The 16820-nt window shown below is 39.3% G+C and carries 14 protein-coding genes; 4 read left to right on the forward strand and 10 right to left on the reverse strand.

Annotation, left to right across the window (positions count from 1 at the left end; genetic code table 11):
- Positions 1-241 precede the first annotated feature (241 nt).
- From KYH19_RS00430 to KYH19_RS00445, 4 genes are all read left to right on the forward strand, one after another.
- Entirely contained in the window at positions 242-1297 is a 1056-nt protein-coding gene (locus KYH19_RS00430) for a serine hydrolase (protein ID WP_219077139.1), read from the forward strand.
- A gap of 675 nt (positions 1298-1972) precedes the next feature.
- Entirely contained in the window at positions 1973-2551 is a 579-nt protein-coding gene (locus KYH19_RS00435) for an AraC family transcriptional regulator (protein WP_219077140.1), read from the forward strand.
- A gap of 100 nt (positions 2552-2651) precedes the next feature.
- Positions 2652-5075: an outer membrane beta-barrel family protein gene (locus tag KYH19_RS00440; RefSeq protein ID WP_219077141.1), complete on the forward strand. Its 2424-nt coding sequence runs from the start codon at positions 2652-2654 to the stop codon at positions 5073-5075.
- Between the two features lie 446 nt (positions 5076-5521).
- On the forward strand, positions 5522-5734 hold the full coding sequence (locus tag KYH19_RS00445) for a hypothetical protein (RefSeq protein ID WP_219077142.1): 213 nt from the start codon (positions 5522-5524) through the stop codon (positions 5732-5734).
- A gap of 243 nt (positions 5735-5977) precedes the next feature.
- Here the strand turns inward: KYH19_RS00445 and KYH19_RS24325 are convergent, their stop codons facing one another.
- The 10 genes from KYH19_RS24325 to KYH19_RS00495 all read right to left on the reverse strand — a co-directional run bounded on the left by KYH19_RS24325 (position 5978) and on the right by KYH19_RS00495 (position 16814).
- Positions 5978-6274, reverse strand: coding sequence for an AAA domain-containing protein (locus KYH19_RS24325; protein WP_219078845.1), 297 nt, complete (start codon positions 6272-6274; stop codon positions 5978-5980).
- Positions 6275-8413 (reverse strand): ATP-binding protein, encoded by a 2139-nt coding sequence (locus KYH19_RS00455; protein WP_219077143.1) that lies wholly within the window; start codon positions 8411-8413, stop codon positions 6275-6277.
- 201 nt (positions 8414-8614) lie between these two features.
- Positions 8615-9022 (reverse strand): hypothetical protein, encoded by a 408-nt coding sequence (locus KYH19_RS00460; RefSeq protein WP_219077144.1) that lies wholly within the window; start codon positions 9020-9022, stop codon positions 8615-8617.
- Positions 9023-9375: 353 nt separating this feature from the next.
- Positions 9376-9987 (reverse strand): MarR family winged helix-turn-helix transcriptional regulator, encoded by a 612-nt coding sequence (locus KYH19_RS00465; RefSeq protein ID WP_219077145.1) that lies wholly within the window; start codon positions 9985-9987, stop codon positions 9376-9378.
- A 32-nt stretch (positions 9988-10019) separates the two neighbouring features.
- The gene (locus KYH19_RS00470; RefSeq protein ID WP_219077146.1) at positions 10020-11270 is read right to left on the reverse strand and encodes an FAD-dependent oxidoreductase; all 1251 of its coding nucleotides are present in this window, start codon (positions 11268-11270) and stop codon (positions 10020-10022) included.
- Between the two features lie 115 nt (positions 11271-11385).
- Positions 11386-12105 carry an SDR family NAD(P)-dependent oxidoreductase gene (locus KYH19_RS00475; RefSeq protein WP_219077147.1) on the reverse strand — a complete coding sequence of 240 codons (720 nt, stop codon included), beginning with the start codon at positions 12103-12105 and terminating at the stop codon, positions 11386-11388.
- A complete protein-coding gene (gene folE, locus KYH19_RS00480) occupies positions 12105-12749 on the reverse strand; it encodes a GTP cyclohydrolase I FolE (protein WP_219077148.1) in 645 nt (214 codons plus the stop codon). Before folE ends, KYH19_RS00475 begins: the two co-directional genes overlap by 1 nt.
- Positions 12750-13058: 309 nt before the next feature.
- On the reverse strand, positions 13059-14144 hold the full coding sequence (locus KYH19_RS00485; protein ID WP_219077149.1) for an SGNH/GDSL hydrolase family protein: 1086 nt from the start codon (positions 14142-14144) through the stop codon (positions 13059-13061).
- Positions 14145-14403: 259 nt separating this feature from the next.
- The gene (locus KYH19_RS00490; protein ID WP_219077150.1) at positions 14404-15339 is read right to left on the reverse strand and encodes an endonuclease/exonuclease/phosphatase family protein; all 936 of its coding nucleotides are present in this window, start codon (positions 15337-15339) and stop codon (positions 14404-14406) included.
- Positions 15340-15350: 11 nt separating this feature from the next.
- A complete protein-coding gene (locus tag KYH19_RS00495; RefSeq protein WP_219077151.1) occupies positions 15351-16814 on the reverse strand; it encodes a SusD/RagB family nutrient-binding outer membrane lipoprotein in 1464 nt (487 codons plus the stop codon).
- Positions 16815-16820 lie beyond the last annotated feature (6 nt).

The following is a 16820-nucleotide window of genomic DNA, read 5'->3' on the forward strand; positions in this document are numbered from 1 at the left end:
TCGGTCTCTGGAGGGATTTTAAAATTGGTTTAACTATTACGCAAATTTTTTATAGCCAATTAATCGGGGATAAATATTAAGCAGGTGTAACTTACCTGTTTAATTCGCGTCCTTATTACAAGCTTCCAATATTTATATCATTTTTATGAAAAATATATTTTTTGTTTTTACGCTTTTGACTTCTACCCGTAGTGCCTCGGGTCAACATAATCAATATCCAATGATAAATAGAATCACAAAGATGATAACAATATTCATTTTTGTTCTTGTAACTAATGCTTCGGCTCAATCTTCTTCCATCAAAGCTCTGGTAGAAAGTTATGCCAGTCAACACCAATTTAATGGAACAGTCTTAATTCAAAAAGACTCAAGGGTGATTTATCACAAAAGTTTTGGTGTGGCAGAACGTGCTTTCAATTCGCCCATCACCAATGATACCAAATACCAGGTTTGCTCTTTTACTAAAACCTTTACAGCAGTTTTAATACTCCAGCTTGTTGAACAAGGAAAAATTGATCTGCAGAAGAAGATAATCGATTATTTGCCTGACTATAAAGGGGAGGGAGGATCGAAAGTTTCCATTCATCAACTGCTAAATCATACATCTGGTATGAAAAACACGGATACCGCAAAAGATGAAAATTTTCTAAAATATGGGATCGGGTTTTACCATAAACCATATCAGTTAAAGGAAATTGTCGCTAATTTCTGTTCAAACCCAATTATTAATGAGCCGGGAACAAAATTTGACTATAACAACGGGGAATATATGATCCTGGGAAGAATATTAGAAGTAATATATAAAATGAACTATGAAGCAATATTGGACAGGCAGATTCTAAGTACCCTGGGAATGCGTAATTCCGGGCTGATATCGCATTACAAATTAATCGCCGGTCTTGCTACTCCATATTATAAAGACAAAAGCTTAGACCATCTAATTCCCAATATTCCCTTATATGTAGAAGATTTTTCAGCTGCAGGCGCAATGTATTCCTGTACAAAAGATATGATGCAGTTCAATAATGCATTGTTCACCTTTAAGCTAATTAAAAAAGAAACGTTACAACAACTGTTAACCCCGGGATTGGATGGTTATGGATATAGCGTTTGGATCCGTGGCAATCAGGAATTTAGACGAATGGAACGCTACGGAAGGATAGCAGGTGCCAATGGGGTATGGTTTCATTATTTGAATGATGGATTGAGTATAATCATCTTATCAAATACAAATTTAACTGATCTTGGAGACTATGCCAACAAGATCGGGAACAGCATTTTGTCCAAAAAGCCATAGATAATAATTTTAGGACATTATAGAGAAAGAAGGCTGTATCGCATTTCCGACAATAGTCCTTGCGAAAAATTACTGTTTGATAAGATTCAAATCTTCCCAGTCTTAAAGTGAACTAATTTGAATCACTATATTGCACCATGAATTTTAAACTTTACCGGAGCTGCAATGGTCGTTTTTAATTTTTATACCCTCCTGACCGGTATTGCTGGCGTAAACCTGATTTTTATTTCTTTTTATTGCCAGTTAAACAAAGAGCGAAGAAAAAGCCTTACTGCAATTTTTCTTTCTTTATTCTGCCTGTTTATTACACTAAATCTTTTGTATGATATCTTAATGCTTAACCAGGTATTTGGGTTTTATCTTAAATTTTTAGACGAATTTTCTCTTTTGCTGGCTTTTCCCTGCCTGTATTTTTATGTACTGTCGCTTACAAATAACAACTTAAATTTTAAAAAGAAATATTTGCTCCATTGGGTTCCTGCCCTGATCTTTTTAGTTGTGTGGGTATTTCCACCTGAAAGTTTTTCATCCTGGAACCGGAACGCTCCAATGAGCTGGCTTTACTTACATTTGAATCATATACAGTTCCTGCTCTACATCATACTGATCTTTAGAATCCTGAAGAAAAACGATGAAATTTCCAGGGAACTAATTTCCTCCATAGAAAATAGCGGGTTGAAGTGGATCAAAGAATTGCTGGTATTTATGTCCATCATATTAGTAAGCTGGATTCTGGACAATGCAGGATTGATTAATGGGAATCTGATGTCTGTACCACTTCTTCTCTTTAGTTATTGGCTGGGCTATCAAACAATTAACCAAAAAGACATTTATTATAATGTTTCTGCAGATTTTAAAATAGAAACTGTCATTCCGGAACAAAGCCGCTATAGAAATTCCAAGCTTACAGAGGCTAACAAGAAAGCTTATGCAGCAAAAATTGAGGAATTTATGTCCAGGGAAAAGCCTTACTTAAATAATGAACTAACCTTAACTTCCCTGGCAGATAAACTGGATCTTAAACCGATTCATCTTTCCCAGGTTTTAAATGAAGCGTTCAAAGAAAATTTTTATGCCTTTATAAACCGGTATCGCATTGTTGAAAGCCAAAGGTTATTAAAAGATCTACGATATCATAACTATAGTATACAAGCGATAGCTTTCGAAGCCGGTTTCAATTCAATGTCGACATTTAATAAAGCTTTTAAAGAAATTGTGGGGAAGTCACCGTCTATATACCAAAAAGAGTCTTAATCTCTTCCTAAAGCCTATGCGGTTATCCGCTTAAGCTTAGTCGGAAGACTTTTCTTACAATTACAACGAGTTTTGGATTATGATTTTAAATCCATTGCTCATGAAAATTTCTATGTTCTTTACGCTAATACTGATTAGCAGCCTGGCTTTTGCGCAGTCCAACCTGAGCCTGTCAGGCCAATTAAAATATAAAGATGGTTTTATTGCAAATGACATTACTGTTTCACTTATAAGAATCACTGATTCCGTTATCGTACAACGACAAAGTGCTTTAAAAGATGGCAAATTTTTGTTTCAAGACGTAAAGCCTGATACATACATCATTATATTTACGTCATTAGGCACCCAAAAAGCAAGGTTAGGACCGGTAACTTTAAATAAGGAAAGCCTTGTTCTTGACACTGTATTTCTATATCGAAATGTAGAACAATTAAAGGAAGTCAGCATAAAAGGAGCCCGGCAATTAATCCAAAAATCAATTGATAAAACCACCATTAATGTTGAGAATACGAGTCTGGCAGTTGGCAATACCGCGTTGGATTTATTAAATAGAGCCCCGGGATTAACTGTTTTGAATGATGGTACTATTCAGTTAAACGGTAAGGCAGGCGTAACGGTGATGTTAGACGGCAGACTTACTTATTTGTCATCTTCACAACTTGCCACTTTATTGCGGAACACCAATTCAGGTCAGATTAAATCAATAGAAATCATGACTCATCCACCTGTAAAATTTGACGCATCCGGAGGTGCCGGTTTAATTAACATCATTTTAAAAAAGAATAAAGATTTGGGGAGCAATGGAACGATTACAGCAGATGTTGCCCTTGGGGAATTCATAAAGGCTAATACAGGGATTTCAATCAATCACAGGAGTAAAAAGATAAATGTATTTGGAAACTATAACTTTGCTGATAATAAAAGATACGGGATCCTGAATTTAGATCGCTCTGTAAATATGCCAGAGGATCTAAGTAACATCAGCCAGCAGAGCAACTCAACAACAAAGAATTATAATCATACCTATAAAGCTGGTCTCGACTACGATATTAATAAAAATAACACGTTCGGTTTAGTGGTGGCCTGCTATAAAAATGATCAAACCGAGATCATACACAGCAAATCGGCCATCAGCAATAGCAGTACAGATCTATCCAACATTTCAGCCCTGAATACTGGAAAGAACCAGTATTCAAATACATCCTATAATATAAACTATAAATCTGTTTTAGATACGCTTGGTCAGCAACTGGATATCGACCTGGCACTTTTAAATTATAAAAATGCAGAGAAGATTATTTATGAGAATAACTTCTTCGATGACTATGGTAATCCTGTTAAGATGACCAAAATATTTAGAAATATATCTCCAACCGATTTAAAGATAAAAGCGATCACAATTAATTACACGCTTCCGCTTTCAAAAACATCAATGGTAGAGGTTGGTATTAAATCAAGTCTGGTTAAGACCGACAATGATTTTTTAGTTGAAAACCAATTGGGAAATGAATGGTTAAAAGACTTGGCTCAGAGTAATAGATTCCTGTATCAGGAACGTATAAATGCTGCCTATTTAAACTTTAAAAAAGAATTTTCCGGATTCGACATGCAGCTAGGAGCTCGTGCAGAGCATACTTCAACTCATGGGAATTCAATCACGATGTCTGAAACCTTCGAACGGAAATATCTGGATTTGTTTCCCATAGTCTCTTTTAGCAAAAAAATTGATAAGAATCATACAATCAGCTTAACGGCTAACAGGCGGATTGATCGCCCCAGTTATGGTTCATTAAACCCATTTATATACTATTTAGATTTATACACGTATAAGCGTGGGAATCCGGATCTAAAACCGCAATACACCAACAGCCTGGCTTTCGATTATCTTTTGCACCAGAAATATGGCATCGAAATCGTTTATAGCAACACGAAAGATGTTATTTCAGACATCATAAAGCCAGATGCCACTCGCGGAGCGCTATTTACGATACCTGATAATCTAGCTAAACAGAATTCAATTAGTTTGAGTTTAAGTGTTCCGATAAGCGTAGGGAAGTTCTGGAATATGTATAACAATCTTAGTGCTTACCATGTTAGTTTTTATTCAAATGATATTTTAGGCACCATCTATAGAAGCGATCAAAATGCTATGAATTTCAAGTCGTATTCTACCTTCACAATAAGTGAGAGGTTTAATTTTGATGTGTCTTTTTTCTATCAATCCAGACAACTATATGGCACCTCCTACTTAAGGTCGTTTTCATTTGTGGATGTGGGCACCTCCTATAAATTTTTCAACAGTCGTTTAAATTTGAAAGTTTCCGTGAAAGATATCTTCAATCAAAAAACACAAATTATGTATAGTAATCTGCCAAACGTTTATTACACAATCTATGATAAACCAGAGACCAGGCTATTTTCTTTTGGCTTGAGTTATTCTTTTGGTGGCAAAGATGTAAAACAATCCAGAAAAAGACCTACGGGAATAGAGGAAGAAAAAGGAAGAATTGGTGGCATTCGGTGAAATGGCTGATTATCAAAAAAACATATAATCATTCACTTTTATTTGGATTAAGATATTCCATCGATAGGTGTAAATAAAAAGCCGGAATGCGCAAATTATTATATTAAGTATTTCATTTTTTAATTACTCATATCATTACTGTCTTATTAACCTGAGTTCGATTCTTAAAAAGCAAACATACATATTACGGAAAACCTTAATAAACGGGTTAAGTTAGGCGCTAGCTTTAACCCAATATTTAGACGATATTTTTAAGGATGAAATACTCATTTATCAGTATTGTTTTTATGGTGAAATAGCTGCTTATTGGAATACAGTTTAAAAAATCTTACTATCCAAATAACTACGTTCCAAACCAGAAAAGCCAACGAAATTCAAGTAGTGGTTTTTTACTTAAAATCAAACATGTTAAATTCTTTCTATGGATAATAATTTTATGCCTGTTATTGGCATTGGTTGCTAAAAACACTAATAAACAAAATAGCAAACGTAAAGAGAAACCGGAATATGTAGCTAAGAAAAAACAAAAGCGAAAGAAGAAAAAAAGACAGGCATTTCAAGCTAAAATTATTGATACTATATCAGTTACCAAAATAGAGGAATTACCAGCAGATACAACTTCAATTTTGAATGTCGTTAATGCTCAAGACTCTTTATGATTCCATGTATAAATGCTTTCGCCGTCACGAGATTAAAACTCATTATTAATTTAAATATGCCCCCACTATCCGTAGCGTTCCTCAGGAGTTCTACGGATGAGCCAATAAAAAAGAGTCTCCGACCCGGCTTAGATAAAATGAAATAGCTTTAACCAAAAAAAGCCTATCTTTCGATGAGCTTTAATCAGTAGAGGTAATAGGCGAAATGTAGAGCTTTTATGGTGATTTGCAAACAATCTATGATCATAATCTTTCCGCCAATACTGAAAAGAAACTGTAGCCTGACCATGATTTCCTGCTACCTATCACGTAAAAACGTCTTTTGGCACGCGTTAATGCAACATTGAGCATATTGGGCTTAGATGATGCCCATTGTCTAGATCCAGGTTTCTCGGGATCACTGCCGAGTATCAGAAAGACAATGTCTGCTTCCTTACCTTGAAAGGCATGGATGGTTCCGCATTGTATTTTTGAGTCTATAGAATGAAATTCCTGTTTACATCGGTCTGCAACCGATTTAAAAGGAGAGATAACAAATATCTACTGATGTGCTTTTCCGAGTAACTGAATTTTTTCTTTTAATAAGGAAATCTCCTCTTCAATAACTTGTTTGTTTTGGATATGTGTACCGTTAATATCGAACCAGGCAGATGCTCCCAGCACACATTCGAAGGGGATATCTGCCATGGCCTTCACCATTTGATTACCGTAGGCAACCTCATTGGAGATGGCAAACATGGGGTTGTTGCACCGGCGGTGGGTACGTAATGGGAACCCCGTCCATATATCTTCATCATCAATGTCCTGCTTCATCCAGGTACCCCCGGCAGTTATTCTATCAGCCAAAATTTGTGCTGAGCTTCGTAATGGTGACCAAACTGCATCGGTCTTATGCTGTTGATTCAATATGTTGATCAATTTAACGGGCGTAGTAACGACCGGTTCGATCTGTAAGGGGTCGCCGATAATAATGCTCCTTTGGGCTCGATAAATAATTCCTGCTGCAGATTGCGGTGTGGCCTGTCCCGCTTCATCGAGTAACAACCAACCGATACTTTCTTTTCCCAGACTACCGAATAGGCGGCTGACAGAAGCTAACGAGGTTGAAACAACAGGAATGCAAAAGAAGAAGGACTGCCATAAACTTAAAGCGATATGTTTGGAAACCTCCACTTTGCCATCCATTAGTTCCATTAACAGACCAATATTGTTTTTAAACTGCTTGGCATTTCTCAAAATGACATGTTCATGCAATAACAGGCTCTTAAGAAATATCTCGCTCCGCAGTTTATTTATACTAATGGATGACCAGGGATTACATTTGTGAAAGGTGTTCTTATCTGTTTCAAACGCGTTCAACAAATTTTCATCGGGAATATCTTTATAGGCTATACCATAATCGCTGTGGAGTCTTTCTTTTTTCTTATTGTAAATGCCCATCCGCTGATTAATCTCTTCTAATTGGGCCAGTAATTGTTTTATTTCTTTTTCCTTATCAGTAATTTTCCTGTCTAGGTTATCTTTCTCTTTTTGAACCGTTATGCTTTTGGTAGTAAGTTCTGTGTGTTCATTTAATAGCAGCAGGTATGGTCCGTTCCATTTTTTTAATGTTTTCGTATTAAACAGTTTCTGGAAAAAGAAAAATCCCGGTTTTGTAGATTGGTGCACCTGAATACCATATTGAATTTCAGCAAGCCGATTTTTAAGGCCTGCCAAATCTTTAACTATCTGCTTTCTGCTATTCTGGATCTCCTCAAGAAGGGCAGCAAGCTGGTCAATAATGTGTATTGTCCTTATTTTATTCTTTTGGTCATTTAAATATCCGGGAACCAATTGATAGAATTCGGAAGCTACTTGTCTGAATTCATAAAATTCTTTTAGTAATGCCTCAAGTTCAGATTTTGTTTTTTCGTAGTGTTTAAGATGTTCGAACGTACGGTCCTCTTTTTCCGGATTGTTATATAGGGATTGTAGGAAAGCAGCAAATCCAGGTTTGCTATCGTTCCTGTACCAGAAATTATTCTTAAAAAACGCCCTGTTTTCCGAGTTCCCCAAAGCTGCGGCTAGTAGTCCCCAACTGTCGGCCTCAATTAAATTTTGGGAGAAGTCAGCGAAATATCTGGCATTTGGGAACGTGCCCCTGTCTATTTTTCGCTCATCAGGCAGTTCTTTCGATATATTTTCTACGGCAGCATTATTATTGCTAGCCACGACTATACCCACATCTTCAAAGACATCACTATTGGTAGGGAAATGATAGGCGAAGTTGTTTTCCCTCTCTATTTTCTGGCCTCGGGCAAATAGGGAGGAAATATCCTTTTTCATCAGTTTCTGTGCACGAATCACTATCACCTCGGCTACGATGTCTGATAAAAGTGTCGTTTTTCCAGTACCAGGAGGGCCATTGATGCCTATTAGACCGTTGTCCTTAAGTAATTCTAAACTGGTATTGACAGCACCTGTTTGCGCTGAATAAAGACCATGGCCGGGATTGGAGGGCCAGCGTCCAGCTGGTATCTTTGACGGGTCTATAGTCTTGAAAAAGGCGTCTGAATTCAGTAGTAAATCTGTACGGTCAGGCTGATGGGTATTGATGCGCAAATAGTCATCCAGCCCTTTTCCAAAAGAGCTGGAGTTGTTGACGAGTTGATTGAGGTCTTCGAGATAGAAACTGTTCAAAAATGCGGTGTCACCCTTGGACTGTTTCGAGACTTGTATGGACTGCACATAAATATGGCTATCGCAGACTATGCCGGCAACGTTGAGATTGTTTAGAACAGCGACCTCTTTTTTTAAATGTGCGGATGTGATTGTAGGTGCTAAAGCACTGTTTAGGTCCTCTGCATCCTGGTTGTAGGGATATCGTTCCCTAAACTTTTCTTATGCCTCGTCCAATAGCTTGGTAATCTCTGATAATTTTCTGCCGTCCTGCAAGCATTTGATGCCATATAAATAGGAGGCCTGTAAATAGGGGCTGTCGCCAGACAATCTCCCTTGTTCATTTAAGATCAGCACAGCCATACAGGTATTACCGGTCGGCCTCTCCAGCCAGTCCGGTTTTTCAGGGGTATCGTCCAGGGCTTTCCCTATAAGATCGATTATCTTTTCTTTACTATGCTTGCCCAAAAAAACAATATGCCTCCACATACTATTCTGTTTGGGCACAAAAGGTAATTCCCAAGGCAATGCCTTGTTCAGGTCCACCAATTTGGCACTAGAGGACAGATCAGGGAGGGAGAAGATTTCGATATCTTTCCAGAATGATAAAATGGATTTTTGTTTGTTCAATTCAGTTTTTAAGTTTTACAAGGCCTATATTTTACTAAAAATACATATTTATTAATTGATGAGCCAAAAGCAAACTATTGGTTTGAATATAAAAAGCTCTAAGGGTATAAAAAAGGAACCCCACCATCCGTACAGTTCCGCAGGTTCTACGGATGAGTCAATAAAAAAGAGTCTTCGACTCGGCTTAGATAAAATGAAAGCTTTAAACAAAAAAAAACATCTTTCGCAAATAATTATCAACAGTTCCTTTCATTGTTTTTGACGGGCGTCAGGGCCGGGCCATCATAAAATTTATAAATAGTATGGCGTTCTTAAGTAGCGAGGCCATGGAGTTTGACTTTCTTTTTTCTTTGTTAAAACTTTCCGGCTGACCTTTCATGATGGAAATCTTCCAGCTTAAGCAGTAAAGCAATCAGTTCCATTTTTTCCGGAGCGGAAAGCGGCTCGGTAACATTTGCTGAAGCCATTTTAATGTTTTCTATACTATTGTTCAATTCCTCCGTCCCTTTAGCGGTAATATTGATGATCCTGCTTCTTTTATCGTTATCGGTGGTCTGCTGCTCTGCCAAACCTTTTTTTAGCAGCCTGTTGACAATCAGCGTACCTGTAGCCTTTTCATGAACATTCTGTCTGATCAGTGCAGTTTTACTCATACTTCCGCCCGAGGCAAGGCAGATCAGGTAGATAAATTCATCGGGTGTGGAAAAGGCAGATTCAGCAATAGCTGCTTTTGCATGCAGCCTTGCATAACGGTACAGGTGGACCAGCGAGGTGTTGATTACGCTGTCTGCCGAACGTCCCCTTGCTTTGCCTTCCCATTGAGGGTTAGGTGCGCTTGTTTCCCTGTTCCCATGGCGGCCATTGAGCCAGCTGAGGAACGGAGCCAGTTCCGCTACCGGGTTATCATTGCTGCTTTCATAAGTTTTCACAAGCAAGATAAGTTCACTTAAAAGGTTGTACATCATGGTGCTATTTTTTATGTTTTTGAACAGCTTTCTCAACTATCCGTTTTAAGTATTTCCTCTACAACAGTACGGGCACTTTTCATTGCGCCGTTTATCGAACCGTTCAGCAGGTAATCGCCGCATAGGTAGCAATTCCTGCTTATGCGCATTGTATCCACATCCATTTCGTTCTTTGCAGTCCTGTTATCGGGAAGGGCGTGTGGGATAGAATAGGTGGCCAGCAATTCCCATTGTGCCGAACCTGGGTACCATTGCATAAGCTCTTTCCTTATCATTTCTTCAAGACCAGTTTTTGTGCCGGTACCGGCTGTTCTGACAGAAACTGAAATCAGCGACTGACCTTTGGGCGCGTATGAGGGTGCGATATGTTCCATAAAGGCAATATTGTTGATCAACTGCCCGCTGATGGCATTCAGCGCAATGCGTTTGGAGTGCGCTGTCCTTTCCCTGCTTGAAAAATACATCGTTAATGCATCTTTTTTCAAATGCCTGTCTATATCCACGGCCGATTGGGAAAGGTTTTGTGGTTCGGTTGCGATAATGATATTATCGGCCTCATAAATTTTCCCGGAGCTCCCAAAAGCCTGGCCGTTTTTTATCTCTGTGATTTTCTCGCCAAGCAAAAGTTCATTCCTATCCAGGCACCCGGCCAGCTGTTTACTGATTTCGCCCATCCCCAGGGCAGGAACGGCAGCAGCGCCTTCGCTAAGCATTTTAAAGACGAATTCAAACATCCTGCTGGATGTTTCAAGTTCGGTTTCCAGAAATATGCCGGAAAAGAAAGGCCTGAAGAATTTTGTGATAAACTGCTCACTGAAGTTCAGCGAAGTTAGATATGAGTATGTGCTGGTTTCTTTTCTGCTGAATATTTCTTCCACGGTACTGGAATGTAGCCTGAGTTTGAGCTTTAGCAGGCGTAGCTTATCTCCAAAGCTTCCGATAGGGGAAAAAAGGGTTTTGATCAGCATCAATGGTTCCCTTAAGGGATCGCCTATTTTATGGCTTCCCCGTTCATCGAGAATTTCTGCCCCGGGAAGAAAGGCCTTCAGATCAAGTTTCTTGTAATCCAGGAGCTTTTTGGCTTCCGGGTAGGCGGTAAGCAGGACCTGAAATCCCCGGTCGAGGATGAAGCCGTCTTTATGATCGCTCCCCGCCCTGCCACCAACTTGCTGCGATGCCTCAATGACGAGGATCTTTTTACCCGCCTGTTTTAGTAACCTGGCTGCAGATAGCCCCGCTATTCCGGCGCCTATGATGATCACATTCAGTTTTTCTATTTTCATAACTGCTTTTTATAATAACCGGTTAAGGGAAATACAGGGCTTTGCACATTTGAACTTTGCAATACGCTGCCCCGGAAAATAGCTGTCCGGTCTCCTTACCATTAATACCTGCCTGTTAGATGTTTGTCCTCAAACTGCCCATGCCGCCATCAATCGCGATCACCTGTCCTGTTATCCAGCTGCTGTCTTCAGAAAGCAGGAATGCAATGGCGGCGCTGATGTCGCCCGGTTCCCCGTATTTTCCCAATGGGTGTCTTTTTGCGGAGGCCTCCATTTTATCAGGAGTATTGAGAAATTTTATGGATAGCGGGGTATTGGTCAGCGATGGCGAAACTACATTTACCCTGATCCTGTTTGCGCTCAGTTCTGCAGCCAGCGATACAGCAAGCCCCTCCAGCGCAGCTTTGGAGGTTGCAATACTGGAATGATAACCCATACCTGATCTGGCAGCAACCGAGCTGATGAAAACGGCCGATGCAGAGTGAACATTTTTCAGGGACTTTAATGCAAGCTGCATAGTGCGTGCTGCACCCACCACATTCAGTCTGAAATCATCTATCAGATCATTTTCGCTAATCCTTGAAAAAGGTTTGAGGTTGATGCTTCCGACGCTGTATACCAGTCCGTGAAGTTCCTCCGGCAAAAAAGAAGCTAGTACATCCATATTTTCCATCACATTAAGTGGCTGATAGCGGACCGATGCAGGCCAGCTATCTGAGCTGCTTCTGGATGCGGCGTAAACATTTGCGCCCTCTTTGCTCAGTAACTGCACCAAATCGAGGCCTATGCCCGAACTCCCTCCGATTACCAGTATATTTTTACCTTGAAACCTCATTAGCCTATATATTTTAAAAATTCGTTTCTTGTTTCCGCATCCCTGAATTTTCCGCTGAAGGAGCTGGTTACCGTTGAGCTGCCGGCATCCTGGATCCCACGTGAGGAGACACAGTGGTGGCTGGCATCGATCATCACGGCTACATCATCTGTTTCCATTACGCGCTTAATCTCCCGGGCGATCTGGATAGTCAGCCTTTCCTGAACCTGTGGCCTTTTGGAATAGTACTGTACGATCCGGTTGAGTTTGGACAGGCCAATTACTTTTCCTTTGCTGATGTAGGCCACATGCGCCTTGCCCGTAATAGGGACAAAGTGATGCTCACAGTTACTGAATACAGCAATGTTTTTCTCAACCAGCATTTCGCTGTACCCGTAACGGTTTTCAAAAAGGGTTGCAACAGGTTTATTGGCCGGATTAAGTCCGCTGAATATTTCTTTAACGTACATTTTGGCGATCCTGTCCGGAGTATTCTTCAGGCTATCATCGCTCAGGTCGAGTCCGAGGATATTCAGTATGCTGGTAAAATGGTCCGAGATCATCGAAATTTTTGTCTCATCGTCCATCTCAAAAGCATTCGCCTTCAATGGCGTACTAAAGTGTAACGAGTCGATTTCGTAATCTGCTAGGTTTTGTTCTGGCATATAATAGTATATTTTTATACTAATTTAGTGTATTAATATATAATATAGGTATATAACGACTGATATATCTCCAATTTTAAAATTGTATGACGCAGCCCCAGTCCATCAGATCATAAATTTTAATTGTATGCTGATAAAACATTAGGTTAAAGAGCAGTATCGGAAGAAGAGGGGTTGTAGAAAGAAAAAAGGGTTAGTTTTTTAATGGTATTCTATCAATTTCAAGATACGTAGAATTATTAGATGGTAGGTTGAAGTTTGCCAACTTCAACCTCTTATTGGAACGATAAAAACCAAATCTGTAAAGTATTAATGGTTTTTAATGTTATGTTTATTTAAAATATCGCTTATCAAAGGAGTGATGTATTGAATCATCCGGTCATATCCAAGGTCGTTGGGATGGGTTCCATCTATTGTGCCTTCATGATCATCGCCAATCATGTTTTCTGAAGTGATCAAGTAAAGGTTTTTCATACCCTTTTGCAGTAAAGAAAGTACTTCCTTTTGTATATTTATATTTTGCTGTCTAACCTGTGTTCCTAAAACTTTATCCCAATAACCATTTTCTCTTATCAGGCTTTGCATTACTATTATTGGTATATCAGGATTTCTTTTGCGGACGGTGCTGATGAAATTAGCGGTTCTTTCGGTTATCAGTTCAGGATTCGTATTTGGCACACAATCCAGGATATAGGCATCAGCATCGATAGCAGCTACCATATCAGCAACTTCAGGTTCCATTTTTGCATTTCCGCTTAAACCCAAATTAATAAAGTTGATACCCGTTCCTCTGGAAAGCCTTGCGGGATAAGCCATACCAGGCCTGCTTGCACCCGTTCCCTGCACAATGCTTGAACCATAAATAAGGACTCTTTTTACAAATGGGTTATTGTTTGCAGCGATGTCTGCATTTTTTGCAATGCCGATCTCCAGTTTGTCTACCTGATCATATAGAGGGAGATATAACAGACATTCTTTTTCAGTGTTATCCATCCTGCCAATCAGGATTTCTTCGTTACAAATACCTGTTACCTTGCCTATTCCGGCAAACTGCCATTTCTGTCCATTTTTTATATAAAGATCTAATCCCTTTTGAGCTGTAGGAACCATGTTTGGAAGTGCCTTGCTTGCTGAAACGCACCATTTCGCAGCGATTACATTACTATTGGTTTTGAAAGAAATCGCAATACCTGCAGAATGACTAAGCAATTGCACTACTCTGGGCGGCAGGTCTTTATATTTGTTGGTATCGATTCGGTTATAAGGGTTATGTGTAGGTTCGCATTTTCCCACCAGGGTAAATCGATCCGCAGGTATAAACTTTAACTCACCTGTTCTTTGTGCGCTTGCTGAAAAAGAGGTAATAATGGTTATTAAAATTAGCAGATATCTCATAATAGATAAGGAACTGTGTTGTGAATTATTAAAATAAATACCATCAAAAGCCCATCGACAAGTAGCGCTCACAGTATACAATCAAGATCACACTTACTGTATACATGAAAATTTAAGAGGAAACATTAAATTTCCTCTTAAAAATCATTAAAAAATGAAAGCCAGATTTATTCTATGTAGCCTGGTGTATTGGTGATTTTTGCACCGCATAATTTAATTCAGCAATGCTGCGTTAAACAGATGCATCTGATTTTGAAAATTACCTGTTTAAAATTAGTACCATCGGGTAGTGGTCAGATGCGTAATCCGTAAAAGCATCTTTAACCAGGTAAGAATTTGCATAACTGTTCACTAAAGTTCCATTCATCCATATGTAGTCTATTCTGGTAAAATTCCCATGACTACGCAGTTTAGTAGGTGCGCTTTTATCATAATTTGTTCGAAAAAGTTTCCAACTGTCGTGATAGTCCTCGTCAATCATACTTTGGATTGTACTGTAGTCAATTTTTCCATTATTCAATACCTTAGTGCCGGGGTTATTTATTTCTGAAGCCCTAACCAGGTTCATTTTAGTTTCATTGTTGTCATAGAACGATGAATCTTGCGGCGACATATTATTAAAATCACCCATCATCAATACTTTTTCAGTTTTTGGAATCAGTTTAGCACGATTTAATATAATTCCAATTTCCTCCTTACGTTTTTCATAAGTATTTGGGTTAAGATGGATTACAAAAAAGTGATAATCGAGGATTTTAGCCTGAATAAGGTGTAATGTAGAAGGCTTAGACTTAATGTCAGTAATGGGGGATTTTGAGATTAGTGCTACCGGCAATCCATTTTCATGGTGCATTAATGTATAATTAAAACCCATGCTTTCTGCAAAAGTCTGCAAACTTGCCTTGGTAAATCCTTTCATCTCCTGAAATGCAATTGCGGCAGGCTGGAGGGTATCTACCCAGAGTTTAAACTTTGCTATCCGTGCAGAATCAGCTCTGAAGCCCTCGTAAATGTTGTAAGATAACACTTTAAAAGTTGAGGTATTGCCCGTTGCCAATGTCATGCTTGTACCAGGCCTCTTCAGCGTTGTAGCAGTAGTTTGTTCTATTCTTTCCTTTTGGCAGGAAACAAATACAAATGCCGATAATAATACGGAGACTATTGTGCATTTAAAGAGAAATAATTGCTTGTTCATATTGTTGGTTTTTAGTTTTGCCACCATACTTTACTTGTTAATTTATCGCCGCCGATTTTAGCTGCGGCTGCATCGTAATTTGCTTTATTTGTAGCTTTGGTAATTAACGGGTATTCAAATCTTGTGGGTAATATTCCATTATTTTTTACCGCTGGTCCCTTCGGCAATACAGGATAGCCTGTTCGCCTGTAATCATACCAGGATTCGAATCCTGAGAAAAACATGGCAATGTATTTCTGTCCGATTAACCTTTCCATATTCGCATTTGCACCGGTAAACCTGACTGTAGGCCGACCCAAATAGGTGGTTCCGGCGGTGCCATCCCAGGTGCAGTTCCATTGTTTCCAGGATGCTTCTATGCCCTTATTATAATAAGATTGTGCATCTGCCGTAATCCAGCCTTTTAATGCAGCTTCAGCTAATAAAAAGTTGACCTCCGACCAGGTTAGGATAGGGAATGGATAGGACCCACCCTTCAATGTGGTAGCCAGGGTAGAAGTTTTAAGTCCGCCGTTATCTGCAAAAGCAATGGTTTGCTGCTCATCGTAACCGCTCGGAATACCTACATAGGCTCCCGGGGTGTTGCGTGTTGCGTACCGAAACCTTCTGCCATCTACGGTATTGTTCATCATATCCATTAGCGGTTTCCCCATTCTCCTGCTCCCGCTAAATTCTGCGGCTGCCATTTCTAAAAAAAGGTTTATGAATGGCTTTGTTCCTGAGTATCTCATCATTGCTTCATCATCATTACTGCCAATAAGAGGGTATTTGGTAGGATTACCGAACATTTCTGCGATCTGCCCGGGGGCATTCATCTCTGATTTATTTGATACCCTAACCAGTAAACGCAAACGCATAGAGTTGGCAAATTTTTTCCATTTAATAATATCACCAGAATAGATCAGATCAGTGGTTTCAAAAGCTTTGTTTTCATCAAAAATTTCGTTTGCCTTTTTAAGATCAGCCAATATGCTGGTATATATGGACTGTTGAGAGTCGTATTTTGGATAAAGTAAATCATCCCTGCCTCTAAATGCTTCGGTGTACGGTATATCGCCAAACATATCGGTAAGGTTTGAAACAAACCAGGCTTTCATAACCAGGGCTGCTGCCATATTATTCACATCATTTCTTTGTTCGGCACTTTTATACATTTCACTCATATCGTTGGCTTTCACATAAAGCGTTGTCCAGATGGGATCAAACTCGTTTTCCTTGAATTCATAACGGGCAAAGTCATTCAGCGCACCTGTCTCTACGGTGTATTGCATAATTTCATTATTTAAGCGGTGAGCACGCCTGGTAATAAGCCACATGCCATCAAATTGAGCAGGTGCAAGCAGGCTTCCCGGGGCTACGCTGGTTACCCTTACCGGATCGGTATTTAGTTTATCAAAATCTTTAGTGCAGGAACTGCCCAAACTAGCCGCAAGCAGGAAAGATATTAGTTGAAGGTGTTTTAATAATGTTTTCATATCAGA

The organism is Pedobacter sp. D749, from assembly GCF_019317285.1.
Classification (GTDB): Bacteria; Bacteroidota; Bacteroidia; order Sphingobacteriales; family Sphingobacteriaceae; genus Pedobacter.

Bases quoted from the DNA above. Each gene is read 5' to 3' on its own strand.
- KYH19_RS00495 (WP_219077151.1), bottom strand. From the start codon at position 16,814: ATGAAAACATTATTAAAACACCTTCAACTAATATCTTTCCTGCTTGCG.
- KYH19_RS00440 (WP_219077141.1), top strand. From the start codon at position 2,652: ATGAAAATTTCTATGTTCTTTACGCTAATACTGATTAGCAGCCTGGCT.
- KYH19_RS00475 (WP_219077147.1), bottom strand. From the start codon at position 12,105: ATGAGGTTTCAAGGTAAAAATATACTGGTAATCGGAGGGAGTTCGGGC.
- KYH19_RS00485 (WP_219077149.1), bottom strand. From the start codon at position 14,144: ATGAGATATCTGCTAATTTTAATAACCATTATTACCTCTTTTTCAGCA.
- KYH19_RS00470 (WP_219077146.1), bottom strand. From the start codon at position 11,270: ATGAAAATAGAAAAACTGAATGTGATCATCATAGGCGCCGGAATAGCG.
- KYH19_RS00465 (WP_219077145.1), bottom strand. From the start codon at position 9,987: ATGATGTACAACCTTTTAAGTGAACTTATCTTGCTTGTGAAAACTTAT.
- KYH19_RS00430 (WP_219077139.1), top strand. From the start codon at position 242: ATGATAACAATATTCATTTTTGTTCTTGTAACTAATGCTTCGGCTCAA.
- KYH19_RS00490 (WP_219077150.1), bottom strand. From the start codon at position 15,339: ATGAACAAGCAATTATTTCTCTTTAAATGCACAATAGTCTCCGTATTA.
- folE (WP_219077148.1), bottom strand. From the start codon at position 12,749: ATGCCAGAACAAAACCTAGCAGATTACGAAATCGACTCGTTACACTTT.